Here is an 18,139-nt window from a genome sequence, read left to right as displayed (position 1 = left end):
TCTGCGGCATTGAGCGGGATGGCTGCTTCCGGCGCCTCCAGTTGCAGTCCCAAGCGTTGTGCAGCGGTACTTCATTTACTGTGCGCCCTGGGAGGACCGGAGTAGCGTGGGAGCGTCATTGCCCCGAGCGGGTTCCTCGGATTCAAGGAGAAGCATCGTGTCCATCGTCGTTATCAACGCGCTGAAGGTTCCGGAGGGTTCGGGCACCGAGTTGGAGTCCCGCTTCGCCGCACGGAAGCATGCAGTGGATTCCGCTCCCGGTTTCGAGGGGTTCCAGCTGCTGCGTCCCATCGCGGGCGAGGACCGCTACTTTGTCTACACCCAGTGGGCTAGCCGCGAGGACTTTGAGAACTGGCGCGACAACCGGGCGCCGCGGGACCACAACAGCACGCAGCAGCCGGTCGCCAGTGGCGCGGAGTTGCTTGAGTTTGAGGTTGTCGAGCTCGCAGATTAGGGGGCGGGCCGCCGTCTACGGATCAGCCCGGCGAGGCCGCCGAGGATGAGGAAGCTGGCGGCCAACGCTGCGAGTTGCACCGGCGGCATGGCCCCGCGGGCCAGTCCGAAGCCGGCGGACCCCAGTGCTTGTCCGATGGCCAGCGCAATGAACAACATGGATGTGCCGGCGCCGGCACTGCCTGGCCACACGGTGCGTGCCCAGAGGATGAGCACGCCGGACAGGCTCATGTAACCAGCGCCGAAGACAGCCATGCTGGCATAAGCGGTCCAAGCACTGCCGGTCAGCACCGACGCCGCGACGCCGGCACTGGCGAGGGCCAGCCCTCCGGCGCAGAAGCACCAGCCGCCTCGCGTGCCCAGATGCCGGACCAGTGCTCCGGTGAAGACCCCGAGGAATCCGCCGAAACCCAAGGCGATCCACAGCCAGCCGGCGCGCTCGGGTGCGACGGAACCGGCCTCGGTGAGCAGCAGCGGTCCGAATGTCCAGATCAGGGCTGAGCCGGCACCGGCAATGACCGCTGCCACGCCGGGGACCGCCAAGAGACGCCACGGACGGCTCCCTGCCTGGGGCGACGACGCCGCTTCCATGTCCCTGCCGGCCCGGGAGGTCGACGGTGGTTTCTTGCCCCTGTTGCCCGGGAGCCTCGACGTCGGCCCCGCAGCTGCGCGGGCGGCGGCACCTAATTCCGCACGCGGCGCGGCGGAATGCCAGACGGCCACCGCCGTCGTCGCGCACATCGCCGCCATGAACACCCAGGCCGGACCGACCGACGATGCTGCGAAGGCCACCAGTCCGGCGCCGATCACGCCGACGGCCGTTCCGGAATTCACCAGCGATTGCGCGGTGGCGGAGGCGCGACGCGGGACGGCCGCGTCGATTACCGGGACCAACGCCGGAGAGGCGAAGCCGCCGCCCATTCCGCCGATGAAGACGGCCACGACGAACATCGCCGGCGACCCTGCAACGGCGACCCCAAGGCACCCAAGAGCAGCAGTGGCACCGGCGAGCAGCAGGCCGGCGCGAGGAGCGCGGTCAACGAACCGCGCGGCGGTCAGCGCAGCTACGGAATATGAGGTGAACTGCGCCGCGGCTGCCCACCCGAGAACCTCCGCGAGTTCCGGCCGCTGCACGGCCAAGAGCGGAGCGAAGAGGCCGACCCCAAAGCGGGCCATGCCGTAGGTTGCCGCGATCAACATCATCCCGGCGAACGCCACCCCTAGTCCGGACGTCCGGACTTCGCGCCCGATGGTTCCCCTGCTCATCCAGCCTCCCGCTGCATAACGACCGTTACACCATAACGAGCGTTATACTAGTCCCATGGCCAGTCCTTTGAACACCCGCGACCGCATCCTGAATTCGGCCGAGGAGTTATTCTTCCAGCAAGGAATCAGTGTGACCGGCGTGGACCGGGTGGCGGCAACGGCCGGAGTGGCGATCGTGACGCTCTACAAGCACTTCGGTTCCAAGGACAACCTGCTGCGCGAAGTGCTTGCCCGGAGGCTGGACAACTGGGCCCAGCACTGGGACGAAGCGATCGCCCGCGCCAACACCCCTGAGGAGCGGCTGCTGGCGGTGTTCGACGCCGTCGAAACGTTCCGCGCCGCGGCCAACCCCACCCAGTGGTGCAGCTTTCTGGCCACTGCGTCGGAGCGCCCCGCGCCAGCCGCCGGCCAAGAAGATCCGGTGTTCGAGCTGATCCGTCAGGACACGCAGATGATCACCGAGCGGCTGGCAAGACTGGCGAAGGAGGCGGGTTGCCCGGACCCGGCTACGGTTGCCGCGGTCCTGCTGCTGCTGTACAACGGAGTGCTCGGCAGCCTGCTCCGCGGCGAACCCAGTAACCCGGTGGCCCACGCGCGCACTGTGGCCCGCTCGATCATCGGGACATCTCCGGCCCCGGCGCTGACGGGATGATTCTGCGCAAGGACGTCGAGGCTGCGCTCGCCGGCGCCCCGGTGACCGACCGGTCCCTGTGCGGCACCGACCGCGCGGTGGTCGACCGGTCTCTGCTCGGCGCTGGCGCGCCTCCTTCGACCACCGTCGGCACCGCTATCGCACGGTTTTAGCCAGGCGCCGGAAATCCAGCGGCCAAGCGCCCCGAATGGCCTAAATGTTCCTCCCGATTACGTTTTCTCCGGTATAGGGTCGGGCGGTATGGCGCTGCGACTGGTTCAGGTGAATTTCAAGGCGGGGGACGACTCGGCTCTCGGTAGGTTCTGGGCGGAGGCGCTCGGCTGGGGCGTTTCCAGCGAGGGGCCCGGGGTGACTAACGTTGAACCCGTGGGGTTCGACTGGCCGGCCCCTTCCGCCGTCTGCGTGGACGTGGTCAAAGTCCCGGATCCGGAGACCGTGCACTACCGCGCACACCTCGATCTCGCCACCACGTCCGAGGAGCATCAGGCGGAGCTGGTCGCACGCCTGCACGAACTCGGCGCGACGCCCGCGGACATCGGACAAGGTGACGTGCCGTGGACCGTGTTGGCCGACCCGGAGGGCAACTTGTTCTGTGTGCTGGAGCCCCGGCCGATGTACCGGGACACCGGGCCGATAGCCGCGGTGGTGGTCAACTGCTCGGATCCGCGGGCGATGGCCCGGTTCTGGGGCGAGGCGATGGACTGGACCCTGCACGAGGTGACCGACGACCTTGCGCGGCTGCGCTCGGCCGAGGGCGTCGGACCGTATCTGGAGTTCCTCCGCACGCCTGATAGCGCTGCATGTGGCCGGGTGCATCTGGACCTGAAGCCGTATCCTGGGGGCGACCAGGCGGCCGAGGTGGCCCGGCTGCGCGCTCTGGGCGCTACCGAGGCCGACCTCGGCCAAGGCGAGGTGCCGTGGGTCTGCCTCGTCGATTCCGAAGGCAACGAGTTCTGCGTCCTCAGCCCAGGCTGACGCAGTACTCCTCCGCCAGCCGGGCGCCGGCCGCGCGCATGGCGTCAGCATCCGAGGCAACGATGATGCTGGCGAAGTTCTCCGCGTAGCCGCCCAGATCGGGGCTGACCGAGCCGACCACGGCGTGCACCGGCTTGCCGGGGTTGCGGGCCAGGATGGCGGAGATGATCTTGCCCTGTCCGGTCTGCGAATCCAACCGCCCTTCGCCCACCACGATCACGTCCGCCTCAGCCGCGAGCCGGTCAAAACCGACCGCGTCGAGGATGTACTCCGCACCCGGCAGCAGGTCAGCGTTGTATTGCGCCCACATGCCGCCGCTGAAACCGCCGGCAGCACCGGTCCGCGACTCACCGCGGGGGTCCCGGGGGAGGGCGGCGGCCTGGCGGTGCAGCCGTTCGGTCAGCTCCGACACCTGCTGCAGGCCGGCACCCTTCTGCGGCCCGAACACCACCGCGGCATCCTCAAAGACCGTGGTCACATCGGTGAGCACCCGCACCCGGGCGCCCCGAAGCCCGCCGTGTTCCTCGATCGCTGCGATCGCGCCGGCGCCGCCGTCCGTCGTCGCGCTGCCGCCGGCCGCCACCAGGATGGTCGATGCCCCGCGCCGCACGGCGTCGACCATGAGCAGCCCGGTCCCATAGGTGTCGGCGGCCAGCGGGTCGCGCTCGCTGGAGCACGGCAGTGTGATTCCGCTGGCCGCGGCCAGTCCGATCACCGCCGTCCCGTCGGTGCTCAGCGCGTAGGACGCGCGGAGCGGATCCCGCCATGGCCCCACGCTGTCCGCCTCCACGAGGGCTGCCGCCGACGCGTCCCGCAGGATCTCGTAGGTGCCTTCACCGCCGTCGGCCACGGGAAGTTCGACGGCGGTGCCGCCAGCTTCCCGGACACCGGCGGCAATGTGGGCGGCCACCTCGGCGGCGGTGTAGGTGCCCTTGAAGCTGTCGGGCGCGATGAGGGTCTTCATTTGATGGCTCAGAATCCGACGTTCTCGCGGCCCTTGAGGTCCAGCATCTCGCGTGCCTCGTCAGGGGTGGCTACCTCGAAGTTGAGGGCTTCGACGATGGTGCGGATCCGGCTGACCTGCTCCGCGTTGGACGCGGCGAGCTGGCCGGGACCGATCCAGAGCGAGTCTTCCAGCCCGACGCGGACGTGCGAGCCCATGGCAGCGCCGATCGTGGCCAGCGGCATCTGGTTCTTGCCGGCGCCGAGGATGGACCATTCGTAGGCATCGCCCAGCAGTCGGTCCGCCGTGCGGCGCATGTGCATCAGGTCCTCCGGGTGGGCGCCGATGCCGCCGAGCAGCCCGAAGACGGACTGGACGAACAACGGTCCGCGGGCCAGGCCGCGGCCGTGGAAGTGGGCCAGGTTGTTCAGGTGCGAGATGTCGTAGCACTCGAACTCGAACCGGGTGCCGTTGCCGTTGCCGATGTTCAGGATGGTCTCAATGTCCTGGAACGTGTTCTTGAAAACCAGGTCGCGGGACTTCTCCAGCCCTTCGCGCTCCCACTCGTGCTCGAACTTTTGGAAACGGTCCAGCATGGGGTAGAGGCCGAAGTTCATCGAGCCCATGTTCAGCGACGCCAGTTCCGGCTTGAATGCCGCGACCGGACGCATGCGCTCCTCAACAGTCATGTGCGGCGAACCGCCGGTGGTGATGTTGATGACCGCATCGGTGTTGGCCTTCAGCTTGGCCAGGATGGGCTCGAAGTGCGCCGGGTCCTGGGACGGGCGGCCGTCCTTCGGGTCGCGGGCGTGCATGTGCACGATCGCGGCGCCGGCGTTGGCGGCGCCAATGGCCGCGTCGGCGATCTCATCCTGGGTGACCGGCAGGTGCGGGGACATGCTGGGGGTGTGGATGGCGCCGGTAACAGCGGAGGTGATGATGACTTTGCGCTTGCTGGCCATGATGTTGTTCCTTTGGTGGTGCCGGTAAATCAGTAGAGCTTTTCGGTGTTGCCGTCCACGGCCATCGCCTGGCCGTTGACGTTGCGGGCCAAGTCGCTGGCCAGGAATGCCGCCATGTTGGCGATGTCATCGGCCTCCACCAGCCGCTCCAGCGAGGACTGCTTGTGGTACAGATCGGAGACTTCCGCCAGCGGACGGCCCAGCATGGCGGCCTTGGCCTCGATCACGGCGTCGATGCGCGGACCGTTGACCGCGCCGGGGCAGATGGCGTTGGCGCGGATGCCTTCGGGGCCCAGCTCGATGGCGAGCGTCTTGGTCAGGCCAACGACCGCCCACTTGGACGCCGAGTAGGGGCTGCGGCCGGCCATGCCCAGCCGGCCGGCGGCGGAGGAGAGGTTGACGATGGCCGCGTCCTTCGCCTCGCGCAGCAGCGGCAGCGCGTGCTTGATGCAGTAGAACTGGCCGTGGACGTTGACGTCGAAGGTGGTCCGCCAGGCGTCCGAGTCCAGGGTCTCGATGGGACCGGTGGGCCCGGCGATGCCCGCATTGTTGACCAGCACGTCCAGTCCGCCCAGCTTGGTGCGAACCTCCTCCATCAACAGCCGGACCTGGGCTTCGTCGGACACATCGCTGAAGGCCACGGCGAAGCCGTCCTGCTTGGCCGCATCCACCGCGTCAGGGTTGATGTCGGTGACCATGACCTCCGCGCCGAGGTCGCGGAAGCGGGTGGCGATGGCGCGGCCGATGCCGGCGGCGCCGGCGGTGACCAGGACCTTGCGTCCGGTGAAATCCATGGGGTGGTGCTCCTTGGGTAGTGCAGGTGGGGAAGTGTCAGAGGGGACGGTACGACGGCGGTGCGGCACCGCCGTCGTACGCGTCACCGGGGGTCAGTGGCTGCTGATGGTGGCCTTGGACGGGTCCTCGGCGCCGCGCTTGAGCAGGCGGGTCAGCAGCGCGCCGATGAAGCACATGCCGACGATGAACCAGAGGCCGGAGAGGGCGTTGCCGGTGGCTTCCTCCATGAAGCCCATGACGTACGGGCCGAGGAATCCGCCGAACAGGCCCACCGTGTTGACGAACGCGATGCCGCCGGCCAGTGCCGCGCCGGAGAGCCGGGTGGCGGGGTAGGTGAACAGAATCGGCTGCAGGGCGAAGAAGTTGAACGCGGCCAGGCAGAAGCCGATCAAGCCCATGACGGGTCCGCTGATGGCTCCGAGGGTGAAGCCGGCGACGATGCCCACCATGGTGCAGGTGGCGATCAGCCGCGACCGGGAGGCGTTGGTGGCCAAGCGCGGCAGCAGCAGGGCGCCGGCGGCGGAGAAGATCCACGGGATGGAGGTGAGCAGGCCGATCTGGATGCTGTTCAGTTCGCCGTAGCTGCCGATGATGGACGGCAGGAAGAAGCTCAGGGCGTAGACCGCGATTTGGTGCGTGAAGTAGATGGCGACGACCAGCAGGATCTGCTTGTCCTTCAGCACGTGGCGCAGCTTGGAGTTTCCGGCTGCCTGGGCTCCGGCTGCTTCCTCGGCGGCGATGCGGGCCTCGAGGTCTTCGGCCTCGGCACGGGACAGGAACTTGGCGTCGGTCGGCTTGTTGGGGAGGAACTTCCAGACCACGAACGCCAGGGCGCAGGCAGGCAGGCCCTCGATAATGAACATCCACTGCCAGCCGTGCAGTCCGCCGATACCGTCCATGGTCAGCAGCAGGCCGCCGAGCGGAGCGCCGACGATGTTGGCAATGGAGACGCCCAGCAGGAACATGCCGTTGGCCTTCGCGCGGTCATTGGCCACGAACCACTGGGTCAGGAAGTAGATCACGCCCGGGAAGAGTCCGGCCTCGGCCACACCCAGCAGCATGCGGAGCAGGTAGAAGGACCATTCGCCCTGCACGAAGGCCATCGCCGCGGAGATCAGGCCCCAGGTAATCATGATCCGCATGATCCAGAAGCGGGCCCCGACCTTGTGCATGATCAGGTTGGAGGGAACCTCGGACAAGGCGTAGGTCAGGAAGAACAGGCCGGCACCGATGCCGTAGGCCGTCGCCGAGATGCCGAGGTCGATTTCCAGACGGTCCTTGGCCATGCCGATGTTGGTGCGGTCCAGGAACGCCATCACATAGGAGGCGATCAGCAGCGGCATGATGCGCCGGAAAATGATCTTGTTGATGACGGCTGGCGGCCTCTTCGCCGTAGCCTGCGACGTAATCGACATAGCAGAGTCTTTCCTGTTGAAGGGCATGGGGGATTACTTGAAGTGCGTGGTGGGATCACCGGACGACGCCGGTGCGGTGCTCGGGTGACTAGGGTTCGGGTCTGGGCGGGCCGCCAGGTTTGCAGCCGCAGGTGCGCCCGATGTGGAGATGGTGCTTGCAGAACGTGTGAGTGAAGGCGTTGCCGGGCTTGGTGATCTGCGCCAGCAGCAGTTCGAACGACTTTTCCGCCATCTCCTGCACCGGCTGCACGATGGTGGTCAGGCCAATCAGGGCCGACCTGCTGTGCGGGAGGCCGTCGCTGCCAGCCACCGCCAGGTCTTCGGGAATGCGCAGGCCGAGCTCGAGCGCATGCTCCATGACACCGATGGCGATCTCATCCGACCCGCACACGATGGCGCGCGGCGGATTCGGCGACGCCAGCAGCTTTTCGGCAGCAACCCGGCCGCCGTCGCGGTTGAGACGCGTGCTGATCTTGCGCTCGCCGGTGATCACCACGCCGTGCGCCGCCGCAGTGCCGACGAAGGCCTGTTCGCGTGCCAGCGACGCGGTGGAGAACCGCGGACCAATGACGGTGGCAATCTCCTGGTAGCCGTGGTCCAGCATGTGCTGCATCAGCTGGGAGGCCGCCGTGAAATCGTCGATGCCGACGAAGTCGCCGGGCAAGTGGTCCGACCTGCGGGACAGATAAATGTAGGGGATCCGGCGCTGCCGGAACGTGCGCAGCGCGCGTGAGTCTTCGCGCAACGTCGCAGCGATGATGACGCCGTCCACGTTGCGGGCGGCCAGGGTGGCAGCCACCTGGGCCAAAGTGTCCGGATCGTCGCGGGTGGTGGCGACGAACACTTCGAAACCCTCGCGGGCCGTTGCGGAGATGATGCCTTCCGCCCAGCCCGTGTACATGTGGTTGACGATGTTGGGCAGAATCAGCCCGACGACCCTGTTCAGGTGCGGGTCATCGCCCTGCTTCTTGGCGTGACCGGCGGGACGAAAACCCAGTTCATTGGCGACTTTGATGATGTGCCGCCGGGTTTCTTGGGATACCCCGCCCTTGCCGTTCATGACATAGCTGACGGTGGCCGCGGAGACGCCGCAGACGCGTGCCACCTCTGCCGCCGACACCCGGTGAGGACGTACCGCGGTTTCAACAGCTGAATTCACGATGCCTCCTCTCCCTGTCGCCTTCGTCACGTGATGACCATTACAGAGTAGCGAGAAGGGTTAAGCAACGTTAAGTTGTTTCACTGGCGTGAAGACATTGCTACGCCGCGTCAGCCTCGTCCTTTCGTCACAGTGTGCGACCGGCGTGATGAGCCTGAGAACTTAACGTCGCTTACAGGGTTTGGACCTTCTGGGCCGCTGAGGGCAGGTTCTGGCGCGGCGGTCCTGCCCTCGGGGCCCGTCTGCGTTGCCGGCGGGAGGATAAGAACGACGGCGTCGGCTGCTTCAGCTCAGCAGTCGACGCCGTCGATGGTGCGGTTGTTACCGCCAGTGCGGCGGTCAGGCGGGCGTCTCGACGAGGGCGGGCGTCTCGACGAGGGCGGGGGCGGGGTTGGCCAGGCGGCGCAGCTTGGGGATGGGGATGCGGTAGTTGAGCGCGACGGCGGTGCCGGAACTATCCTGGTGCGTCCAGCGCATGAGCGCGGGGCCGCCGCCAGGGCCGCCTTCGAGGAACTCTGGGGTTCCCTCGAGCGGGAGGAATCCGCTGGCCTTGAGGCTGAGGCCGAACTGTTCGGTCCAGAAGTAGGGGCGGAACTCCAGCTCCGGGGCGTCGTCGCCGTTCAGCAGGGCCAGGGCGGCGGTCTTGCTCTGCTCGATGGCGCTGGTCCAGAGCGGAATCCGGCCGACGCCGCGGGCAGTGGGGAAGGCGGCCACATCGCCGGCGGCGACGATGTCCGGGCGCACCCGGCTGCGGCTGTCGACTTCCAGCCTGCCATTGGTCAGGATTCCGCTGTCCGCCAGCCAGCCGGTGTTCGGGATATCGCCGATGGCGCTGACCACCAGATCAGCCGCAAGCCTGGAGCCGTCGGCCAGCTCCACCAGAGGGTGGCCGTCTGCCTCGCGCAGGCCAACGGCCTGGGACGGGGCAAGCCTGAGGCCGTGGTCCAGGCCGGCAGCGAGGAAGACCTCGGACAGATACCGTCCGAGCTGCTGGGCCATCGGCTGGCGGTGTGAAGCGAGCGTGACGTCGCAGCCCGCGGCCAGGCAGCCGGAGGCAATCTCCATGCCGAGGGCGCCGCCGCCGACCACCACCACCGAGGGCTTGTCCACAATCCGGCGCCGCAGTTCCAGTGCGTCCTCCAGGGTGCGCAGGGTCAGCTCGTGCCGGCGCGCGGCCGGGTCTGCGCTGGCCAGGCGACGGGCCCGTGAGCCGGTGGCGACGACCAGTCCGTCATACGGAAGGATGCTGCCGTCGTCGAGCACTACCGACTTGAGGCCCGGGTCCAGCTGCAGGGCCCGGACGCCCAGGAGTTCGCGGGCCTCGTGCGTCGAAGCGGGAAGTTGGTGGGAGGTCATCTCCTCTGCGTCCAGCAGCGCCGCCTTGGAGAGCGCCGGCCGGCTGTAAGGCGCGTGGTGCTCGTCGCCGACGATGGTCAGCTCGCCGTCGAATCCCGCGGCGCGCAGCGAATCACTGGCCGTCAGCCCGGCAATGCCATGACCGACGACGACGATACGTTCCAACTGCACGGTCAGGCCAGGCGGAGTGCGGCGACCGGGCATACCCGGGCGGCCTGCTTGGCCGCTTCGAGTTGGCCCTCGTCGACGTGCACCACGTCCAGTACCAGTTCGCCGTCGTCGTCCAGATGCATCAGCTGCGGTGCGACTTCTTCGCAGAGGCCGTGCCCTTCGCAGCGCGGCCGGTCCAAGATGATTTCCATGTTGTTCTCCACTCGAATCTGCGTGTGGCTTGCTTCACACGCCGGGCTTATTGCAAGCTTGGCAGCGCCACTGGTGTTCGGCAAATGAATAGTTTTCATCCGTGGTGTGCAGCTGATGAATAGATGGTTAGACTGGGCGGACGGTGCTGGACATGCCCACGCTCACTCCAACGGAGGTTTCGATGTCGTCACTGGATCCGCTGGCCGATGTCCGGCCGGAGACCGCCATGGACGCCGATCTGGCACGGCTGGCCTCCATCGACCTGAACCTGCTGGTGCCCCTGCTGGCCCTGCTGGAGGAGCGGTCGGTGACCAAGGCCGCCGGCAAGGTGGGGCTGTCCCAGCCGGCGATGAGCCATGGGTTGAACCGGACCCGGCGGCTGCTGAATGACGGGCTGTTGGTCCGGCAGGGCCGGGGGATGGTGCTCACGCCGCGTGCCGCGGAACTGATTGCTCCGTTGCGGCAGGCGCTGCACCAGACGGCGCGCATTATCAGCGCCTCATCTTTCGATCCCGCCGTGGACACCCGGCAGATCACGGTGGCGATGACCAACAGCACCGCCTTCGTGATCGGCAGCGAGCTCAGCCGGCTCTTGGCGGAGCGCGCGCCGAACACCGTGCTGCAGTTGCGCACCACCAGCGTGGCCACCAGTGCGCCGTTCGTGGAGGACGCCGCCGACGTGGTGCTGTTGCCGGAGGCGTTCCCGTCGCCGCATCCCCGGGAGCGGCTGTACGACGACCGGTGGGTGGTGGTGGCGTCGTGGAACGAGCCCCGCGACGCCGACGCCCTGCAGCTGCTGGAGCAGGTGCCGCACGTGTTTCCCGACTCGCCGTCGGAGCGGCTGCGCCCGTACGAAATCCTGGACGAGAAGAGCATCCCGTACCGGGTGCGCCAGCGGGTCTCCGACCACCTGTTCGTGCCGCACCTGATTGCTCAGTCCGGCAGCGGCGTGGCGATCCACCGCTACCAGGTGGGGCTGGAGTTCGAAGGCCGATTCGACCTGCGGGTGGAGGAGTTCCCGTTTCCGGTCGAGCCGCTGGGCATCGACATGGTCTGGAACCCGTGGCTGGCCGACGGCGCCTTCAAGACCTGGCTGCGGGAGATCCTGCTCGAGGCGGCCGAGCCGTTGCAGGCCCGGTACAAGCTGCCCAGTTAGCGTCCTACCTGCCCTGGGCGGGGTGAGAACGACGACGGCGCCCGCCCAGCGCGCAGAAGCAGTTTGGCGGTGGCCACTTCAATGCGCAGAAACGGACGACGGCGGCGCCCGCTTGGGTGGGAAGAAGCGTCGACGGCGATGCTCGCCATGGCGAGCACCGCCGTCGTTGTCCCTGTGGGGTTAGCGCGTGGTGAAGGGCAGCACCAGCCGGGACTGGTGCTCGGCGTCGCGGTAGATCTTGTGCGTGACCGGGCGGCCGACGGGCAGGTGGAAGGCATCCGGCGGCAGCAGCGCGTTGTGCTCGTCGGCCAGCGGCTCGGCGTTGGAGAGCTCCACCACCAGCTTGTGGCCGGGCTTGAACGTGTTGGCGAACGGGTACAGGCGCACCACGTACTCTTCGATCTTGCCCGGCTCCACCGGCACGGAGCGGGTGTGCAGGTGGTACGGGTTGCCCTCGGTGGTGCGCTGCTCGTCGAGCTCGCGGTGCGAGGCCTTGAGGTAGCCGGTAGTGATCAGCTGGCGCTTGGCGTTGGGCGCGGCATCCCAGAGGCGCAGGATGAAGTTGGTGTCCGGCTGGTCGATCTCGGCGAAGATGTGCGCCGCGCCGGTGCCGATCATCTCGGTGGCCTCTTCAAAGGGTTCGGTGCTCCAGTTGATGATCTGGACCTTGTCCGTCACCGTCAGCGGGGGCTGGTAGAAACCGTCCGGCGCGGCGTACTCGGCGCCCATCAGCTCCGGCTCGGCGGAGAGCTTGTGGCGGGGGCGCAGGTACAGCGACTTGTACTCGATCTCCTTCGGCGGCCACGCCTCGGCGGTCACCACTTCGCGGGAGCCCTCGACGAAGACGCTGACGGCGGGCTCGTCCATCACGCCGTTGTCGATGCCCTTGATCCAGTAGTCGTACCAGCGGAACATCTTGTCGTGTTCTTCGATGAAGGGGCGCGACTGCATGGGCGGGTAGGGTCCGATGTCCAGCTTCTTGGGGCCTTTGAGTGCGTTGTACAGCTCGATGGTGCCGTCAAGGGTCCAGCCGCGGCCCTGGTCCAGCTGCAGCCAGACCGGGATGTCGATGTTCGGGGCCAGCGTGATCGGGTTGCGCTCCTCGTACCACTCGCCGTCGAGATCGTTCATCACGATGTCGAACCAGGCCTCGTGGTTCTTCGGGTAGTTCAGCACGTGCACCAGGTTGGGCCAGGCGGCCACGTCCGGGTCCTGCAGGCGCTTGGCGACTAGCTTCTTCAGCTCTTCGGGGGAGTACTTCTCGATCATCCGCGACTTCACGCCGTCGGTGAACGCCCAGCCGGAGTCGCCGCCGCGGCCTTCGCGGGCGGCCCGCGGCATGAACCACATGACGCCGCCGTGGTAGGTGGTCTCGTAGAAGTCGTAGTGGCCGCCGGAGACGAAGATGGCCTTCAGGTGCGGCGGGCGCTCGGCCGCGGCCAGCACCTGCATGGAGCCGAAGTAGGAGATTCCCACCATGCCGACGTTGCCGTCGCACCAGGGCTGCTCGGCAACCCACTCGATGAAGTCGTAAGCATCCTCGCCCAGCGATACGCCGCCGGCGTTGTAGTTGCCGATGTGCTCGCCGCCGGAGGCGCCCGAACCGCGCAGGTCGCCGATGACGTGGACGTAGTCTTCCTTGACGATCCGGGCTATGTCGCCGGCCTCGATGCAGCCGTCCCACATCGGGCTGGGGCGGCGCTGCGGCGGAGTGGTCAGCGCCAGCGCCTGCAGCTCCTTGCCGTAGGGGCTCAGGGCCACCAGCGCCGGGCGCGGCTTCTCATCCATGCCCTGGTACGCGTCCGCGGCGAGCTCCACGCCGTCGCGCATCGGCACCCGGAGGTCTTTGCGGATGGCGATCTTTTCCCCACCGGCATTCCACGTCGTGAAATCAGTCATGTGTGCAACTCCTTGTCAGCGGCCGAGTGCCCCGAGCCGTTGCAGGCGGGCATTCGCTCCAGACATATTATTATAATAAAGTGGATGTGGGCAAGGCCACAGCGGCTCGGGCCCACAATGGTTGAGGGCTATCCAGCCGGTTCCGGAGTTGAGGAGAGCAGCATGACGCACGACGTGAAAGTCCATCCGCTGGTGTCGCCGTGGGGCCGCTTTGGCCTCTACAGCTTCTTCATCGATGCCCTCGAGCCGGCCATTGTGGATACCGGCATCACAACCTCGCCGGTGGAGGGCATGATCCCCGAGCTGGAGAAGCTGGGCCGCCGGATCGAGGACGTGCGCTGGATCCTGCTGACGCACGGCCACATCGACCACCTCGGCGGTGCGCATGCGCTGTGGGAACTCACCGGACGCAAGGCGCAGGTGGTGATCCACCAGGGCGACGCGCCGCTGCTGCGCTCCCGCCGCGCGCACGTTGACAACTACGTCCAGGTACGCCAGCAGTACCTGGACAACCCGAACGCCATCGAGGAGCAGACGCAGGCGGCCAACAAGGTGATCTCCGGCGAGATGGAGCCCACGCTGCTGGTGCAGGGCGGTGAGAAACTGGACCTCGGCGGCGGCGTAACCGTCTCCGTGCACCACATTCCCGGCCACACCGCCGGCTCCGTGGCCTACGTCATCGACGGGCAGAACGACGTCTTCGTCGGCGACGCGGTGCAGGCCCACGGTGCCGCGAACGGCTTCCCCGGCTACGAGGAGCCGGCCGCCTACCGCAAGAGCCTGGAGTACCTGCGCGACGAGGTCCGGCCCAACCGACTGTTCCTGGGGCACCCGTACCGCGACGCGAACGGGGTTCCCTACGAGATTGGCCTCGATGCCGAGCGCGCCCGGGAGGCCCTGCAGTTCAGCATCGATCTGGAAGCCCGCATCGCCGGGGCCGCCCGGCAGTGCCTGCAGGACGGGCTTCAGGCCACTGACTCCGCGTACTCCCCGTTCGAACCGGTTGCCGAGGCGATCGGCTACACCGGGAACCCGGCGCTGGAGCCCTCCCCGTTCTTCACCACGCTGCACGGCTACCGCCAGGAGTTTGACGCCGCCCGCTGACCGCTGCGGTGGGGCGTCAGCGCTTGCAAAGCTGCCGCAGCCCCGCTGCTCACGCGTCCCGAGGGCCAGACCTACCGACGCCCGCCTCCTGCAGGTCCCACCTACAAATCGACTGTACGGATACGGCCCCTTTTCGCGCCGGACAGGGGCCACATCCGTACAGTCGTTTAAGGGGAGCGACGTTTGAGGGGAGCGACGGAAACTCAATAGAGCGACGGCGGCGCACCCTCCGCGGAGTGAGCGCCGCTATGGTGCACGTCGCTTTGGGGCGGGGCGCCGAGAGGCGGGCAGCGCCGTCGGGCCCTTGATGGTGGCGTTTAGACTGCCGAGTTGAACGGGGACGGTGCGGGGCGCGAGTAAATGGCGCGGCCAAGTATCCGTGCGGAGGAGGAGAAAGCGGCGGCACAGGTCCGAAGACCCGTGCCGCCGCCGTGGTGGGCGGGCCCCATAGGGCAGGGCACCGCCGTCGTGCTTTTGGGGTCAGCCCTGGTTCAGGAACTCCGCCGTCTCCTGGAAGGCCCGGTAGAACTCCGGAATCCAGAAGAAGTTCTGGACGAAGCCGTGGTTGGCCCCGGCGTAACGGCTCACTGTCGTGTCCACGCCGGCGTCCTTCAGGCGCTGGCCGTAGAGTTCGCCCTCGTCTCGCAGCGGGTCGTACTCGGCGGTGATGACCAGGGCCTTCGGCAGGCCGGAGAGGTCCTCGCGCTTGATCGGCGAGACCAGTGGATCGGCCGGATCCGCGCCGCTCTCGATGTAGAACGAGTTCCAGGGCTTCAGCGCCGGGGTCTCCAGGCCGTAGCCGGTGGCGTTCTCGCGCAGCGAGGCATAGCGGTCCTCGTCGAAGTCCAGGTCCACGGACGGGTAGTACAGGACCTGGTGCGTGATCCGGTCGAAGCCGTCATCATGCGCCGTCGCCGTCACCGCGGCCACGAGGTTGGCGCCGGAGCTGTCGCCCGCCAGCGCCAGTCGGGTACCGTCCCAGGCCAGGCTTTCGCCCTGCTCGGCGGCCCAGCGGACCACGGCGTAGCACTCCTGCAGGCTGGTGGGGAAGGGTGCCTCCGGTGCCAGCTGGAAGCCGACAGAGATGACCTTGTAACCGCTCTCCTTGGCCAGCGCGCGCGCCACGTGGTCGTGCGTCTCCAGGCTGCCGGAGAAGAACGCGCCGCCGTGGAAGTAGACCAGCAGGCCGTAGGAATCTGCTTCGGCCGGGGTATAGATCCGCACCGGAACGTCGCCCGCCGCCGTGACCGCCACCGAGTCCTCCACAGCGTGCAGCGGCAGCCGGTCCTCCAGCGGAGCGACGAACTGCAGGTCGCCGGCGCGCTTGCCCACAGGGTCCGGCCGGACGCTGTGGTCGAACGGCGGGAGTGTGGCGAGCAGCTTGCCGATCTCGGGGTGGATGGTCACTCGACACCAGCTCCCTTCTTGAAGGACGTGGTCTCCGGGAAGGAATCACCAATGTCGAACGGCTTGCGGGAGATGTCCTGCAGCACGTCGGTGATCGGCTTGCGCTTGGCCTGGTAGGTGCGCAGCGCGTCCTGCAGGTCGGCGCCGTCCTTGATGGCATCGGCCAGCCAGGCAGCGTCCTGCATGGCGGAGTTGGCGCCCTGGCCCTGGTGGTGCAGCATGGCGTGCGCGGCGTCGCCCACCAGTGCAACGCTGTTGGTGTGCCAGTTCGGCTGCTTCTCGATGTCGTAGACGCCGCGGTTGGTCATCGCGGCGATGTCCAGTTCCTGGCCGATCTTCTGCAGCCGCTCGTCGAAGCCCTCCAGCAGCTGGCCGATGTACTCGTGCGTGACCTCCGGCGCCCAGGTGGTGTCCTCGCTCGGGGCGGTGATGTCGAAGGACACCTGGTTGCGGTGGCGCAGCGGCAGGAAGTACACGGTGGTGCCGTTCAGACCCACGTAGACGCGGAAGTTGTCGTTCTCCACCAGGCCGTAGGCGTTGTCGGCGGAGATCACGGCGCGCATGGCGATGGTGTGGGAGAACACCGGCTGGACTTCGCCGAAGATCTGGTTGCGGACGCTGGAGCGGATGCCATCGGCGCCCAGCACCAGGTCGGCAGTGACCTCCACTCCGTTCTCGAACTTCACGGTGGCGGAGTCGCCGTTGTCTGTGACGGTGATCATCTTGTGGCCGATGTGCACCCGTTCGGCCGGCAGCAAGCGCAGCAGGGTCTCGATGACGTCACCGCGGTGCACCATGCGGCAGTGGTTGGTCTGGGCGTATTCGTTGATGCCCGGCCACGGGTCGCGGGCGATCAGCTCGCCGTTGGCCTGGTAGACCTCGATGGCCTCGGACGGGGCGGAAACCTTGGCGAACTCTTCGAACACGCCCCACTTGCGCAGCACCTCGACGGTCGGCGGGCGCAGGCCGATGCCGGCACCCACTTCGCCCAGCTCGGGGGCCTGCTCGTAGACGTGCACATCGGCGCCGAGCTGCAGCAGGGCCAGGGCGGCGGAGGCGCCGGCGTAGCCGCCACCGACGACGGCAACCTTCAGGTTCTGGATGTCGGAAGTCTTCATGATTCTGTGTTCCTTCACTGGACGCCGCGGGGGGCGACCTCGGGGATGGATGGTGAGCCCCGCCGTCGTCGTCTGTGGCGCGGCGGGGTGCGGATCAATGGTCGGTGCTTAGGCCTTGATGGACAGGAAGTCCGCCGGGTTGTCTTCCAGCAGGAGCTTGATGGTGACTTCGTCGATGCCGGCGGCGCGCATGTCAGGCAGCATGTCCTCGAAGATGTAGTTGATGGTGTGGCCCTTCACTCCCGGCCAGCCCAGCGGGCTGCAGTTGGCGTCGGCCGAGACCAGCAGCTTGTCCGCGTAGCCCTTGTTCACCAGGTTGACGAAGTGCTCCATCCGCTCGGCACGCTTGCGGCCCCAGAACGGCGGGTCCGGCAGTTCAAGGTCGTAGCCGAAGGTGTCGAAGCCGATCCGGCCACCCTGCTCGTAAATCCAGTCGTGCGGGGTGATCGGGGCGTTCAGGCCGTCGTCGGCGTGGCCGAAGAGCACCCGGTCCAGCGGCAGGCCTTCTTCGTTGAAGATGTTCACGGCCGGTTCGGGGTCGATGGCCAGGTGGGTCAGGATCGGCACGCCGGTGACCACGGCGGCGCGCGCCGCGGCCCGGTAAATGCGCTTGTCCAGCTCGGTCATCTTGCCGCCGCGGCTGACGCCCACCTTGATCACGCCGGCCTTGGCGCCGGTGTCGCCGATGCCCACGGTGATCTCGTGGATGAACACCTTGGCCAGGTAGTCCACCGACGCCCGCGAGAAGTGCGGCAGGGCGGTGTCGCCGCCCACAAAGCCGGTGCAGGCCACAATATGGACGCCGGTCTTGCGGGACAGCGACCGGTAGTAGTCGATGTCGCGGCCGTTGCAGATGCCGGTGGCGTCCACAAACGTGCCGCCGCCGTACTCGCGGAACTTCCGCAGCTTCGGCACGGTTTCCTCGTAGGCCTGCTCCGGTGACTTCCACCACTTGGTGTCCAGCTCGGAGCCGGGCATGCCGTAGCCGATGTGTTCGTGGACCGCCACGATTTCCAGTTCTTCAGCCGGGATGGTTCCCAGCACGGTGTTTACTTTGGTCAAGACCCTCACCTCGTGATTAGAAAAGCTGTGTTGATGTACGACGGCGGTGCTCGC

Annotated in this window: 18 protein-coding genes; 6 read left to right on the top strand and 12 right to left on the bottom strand. The window is 67.4% G+C overall.

The window, feature by feature from the left end:
* The first annotated feature begins 157 nt into the window (after positions 1-157).
* Positions 158-454, top strand: coding sequence for an antibiotic biosynthesis monooxygenase (locus E4J89_RS10085; protein ID WP_136786003.1), 297 nt, complete (start codon positions 158-160; stop codon positions 452-454).
* Here the strand turns inward: E4J89_RS10085 and E4J89_RS10080 are convergent.
* The gene (locus E4J89_RS10080) at positions 451-1,719 is read right to left on the bottom strand and encodes an MFS transporter (RefSeq protein ID WP_136786002.1); all 1,269 of its coding nucleotides are present in this window, start codon (positions 1,717-1,719) and stop codon (positions 451-453) included. The two genes, E4J89_RS10085 and E4J89_RS10080, sit on opposite strands and share 4 nt — an antisense overlap.
* A gap of 55 nt (positions 1,720-1,774) precedes the next feature.
* Here E4J89_RS10080 and E4J89_RS10075 point away from each other — a divergent pair, with 55 nt between their 5' ends.
* The 3 genes from E4J89_RS10075 (at position 1,775) to E4J89_RS10070 (ending at position 3,346) form a co-directional block, all read left to right on the top strand.
* Positions 1,775-2,371 (top strand): TetR/AcrR family transcriptional regulator, encoded by a 597-nt coding sequence (locus tag E4J89_RS10075; RefSeq protein WP_136786001.1) that lies wholly within the window; start codon positions 1,775-1,777, stop codon positions 2,369-2,371.
* Entirely contained in the window at positions 2,368-2,523 is a 156-nt protein-coding gene (locus E4J89_RS19375) for a hypothetical protein (RefSeq protein WP_169303964.1), read from the top strand. Before E4J89_RS10075 ends, E4J89_RS19375 begins: the two co-directional genes overlap by 4 nt.
* An 88-nt stretch (positions 2,524-2,611) precedes the next feature.
* Positions 2,612-3,346, top strand: coding sequence for a VOC family protein (locus tag E4J89_RS10070; RefSeq protein ID WP_136786000.1), 735 nt, complete (start codon positions 2,612-2,614; stop codon positions 3,344-3,346).
* On the opposite strand, the gene E4J89_RS10065 is transcribed toward E4J89_RS10070, so the two are convergent.
* The 7 genes from E4J89_RS10065 to E4J89_RS10035 all read right to left on the bottom strand — a co-directional run bounded on the left by E4J89_RS10065 (position 3,333) and on the right by E4J89_RS10035 (position 10,338).
* A complete protein-coding gene (locus E4J89_RS10065) occupies positions 3,333-4,310 on the bottom strand; it encodes a glycerate kinase (RefSeq protein ID WP_136785999.1) in 978 nt (325 codons plus the stop codon). The genes E4J89_RS10070 and E4J89_RS10065 overlap by 14 nt on opposite strands.
* Positions 4,311-4,318: 8 nt before the next feature.
* The gene (locus E4J89_RS10060) at positions 4,319-5,251 is read right to left on the bottom strand and encodes a 3-keto-5-aminohexanoate cleavage protein (protein ID WP_136785998.1); all 933 of its coding nucleotides are present in this window, start codon (positions 5,249-5,251) and stop codon (positions 4,319-4,321) included.
* Positions 5,252-5,280: 29 nt separating this feature from the next.
* The gene (locus tag E4J89_RS10055) at positions 5,281-6,045 is read right to left on the bottom strand and encodes an SDR family oxidoreductase (protein WP_136785997.1); all 765 of its coding nucleotides are present in this window, start codon (positions 6,043-6,045) and stop codon (positions 5,281-5,283) included.
* Between the two features lie 93 nt (positions 6,046-6,138).
* Complete coding sequence (locus E4J89_RS10050) at positions 6,139-7,461, bottom strand: MFS transporter (protein ID WP_136785996.1); 1,323 nt, start codon at positions 7,459-7,461, stop codon at positions 6,139-6,141.
* An 88-nt stretch (positions 7,462-7,549) separates the two neighbouring features.
* Positions 7,550-8,620: a LacI family DNA-binding transcriptional regulator gene (locus E4J89_RS10045; RefSeq protein WP_136785995.1), complete on the bottom strand. Its 1,071-nt coding sequence runs from the start codon at positions 8,618-8,620 to the stop codon at positions 7,550-7,552.
* 339 nt (positions 8,621-8,959) lie between these two features.
* Positions 8,960-10,180, bottom strand: coding sequence for an FAD-dependent oxidoreductase (locus tag E4J89_RS10040; RefSeq protein ID WP_136785994.1), 1,221 nt, complete (start codon positions 10,178-10,180; stop codon positions 8,960-8,962).
* Complete coding sequence (locus E4J89_RS10035; protein ID WP_136785993.1) at positions 10,150-10,338, bottom strand: ferredoxin; 189 nt, start codon at positions 10,336-10,338, stop codon at positions 10,150-10,152. The genes E4J89_RS10040 and E4J89_RS10035 overlap by 31 nt, the downstream gene beginning before the upstream one ends.
* 182 nt (positions 10,339-10,520) lie before the next feature.
* Here E4J89_RS10035 and E4J89_RS10030 point away from each other — a divergent pair, with 182 nt between their 5' ends.
* The gene (locus E4J89_RS10030) at positions 10,521-11,495 is read left to right on the top strand and encodes a LysR family transcriptional regulator (RefSeq protein ID WP_240691835.1); all 975 of its coding nucleotides are present in this window, start codon (positions 10,521-10,523) and stop codon (positions 11,493-11,495) included.
* A 180-nt stretch (positions 11,496-11,675) separates the two neighbouring features.
* On the opposite strand, the gene E4J89_RS10025 is transcribed toward E4J89_RS10030, so the two are convergent.
* Entirely contained in the window at positions 11,676-13,394 is a 1,719-nt protein-coding gene (locus E4J89_RS10025; RefSeq protein ID WP_136785992.1) for a CocE/NonD family hydrolase, read from the bottom strand.
* Between the two features lie 162 nt (positions 13,395-13,556).
* On the opposite strand from E4J89_RS10025, the gene E4J89_RS10020 reads away from it, so the two are divergent.
* Positions 13,557-14,498, top strand: coding sequence for an MBL fold metallo-hydrolase (locus E4J89_RS10020; protein WP_136785991.1), 942 nt, complete (start codon positions 13,557-13,559; stop codon positions 14,496-14,498).
* Positions 14,499-14,978: 480 nt separating this feature from the next.
* On the opposite strand, the gene E4J89_RS10015 is transcribed toward E4J89_RS10020, so the two are convergent.
* The 3 genes from E4J89_RS10015 to E4J89_RS10005 all read right to left on the bottom strand — a co-directional run bounded on the left by E4J89_RS10015 (position 14,979) and on the right by E4J89_RS10005 (position 18,094).
* Positions 14,979-15,905, bottom strand: coding sequence for an alpha/beta hydrolase (locus E4J89_RS10015; protein WP_136785990.1), 927 nt, complete (start codon positions 15,903-15,905; stop codon positions 14,979-14,981).
* A complete protein-coding gene (locus E4J89_RS10010; protein ID WP_136785989.1) occupies positions 15,902-17,023 on the bottom strand; it encodes an NAD(P)/FAD-dependent oxidoreductase in 1,122 nt (373 codons plus the stop codon). Before E4J89_RS10010 ends, E4J89_RS10015 begins: the two co-directional genes overlap by 4 nt.
* A gap of 108 nt (positions 17,024-17,131) precedes the next feature.
* Positions 17,132-18,094 carry a phosphotriesterase gene (locus tag E4J89_RS10005; RefSeq protein WP_240691834.1) on the bottom strand — a complete coding sequence of 321 codons (963 nt, stop codon included), beginning with the start codon at positions 18,092-18,094 and terminating at the stop codon, positions 17,132-17,134.
* Between the last annotated feature and the right edge of the window lie 45 nt (positions 18,095-18,139).

The sequence above is a fragment of the Arthrobacter sp. CAU 1506 genome, from assembly GCF_005047635.1.
In the GTDB taxonomy this organism is placed as follows: Bacteria; Actinomycetota; Actinomycetes; order Actinomycetales; family Micrococcaceae; genus Crystallibacter.
This window is presented reverse-complemented; position numbering and strand designations above follow the sequence as displayed.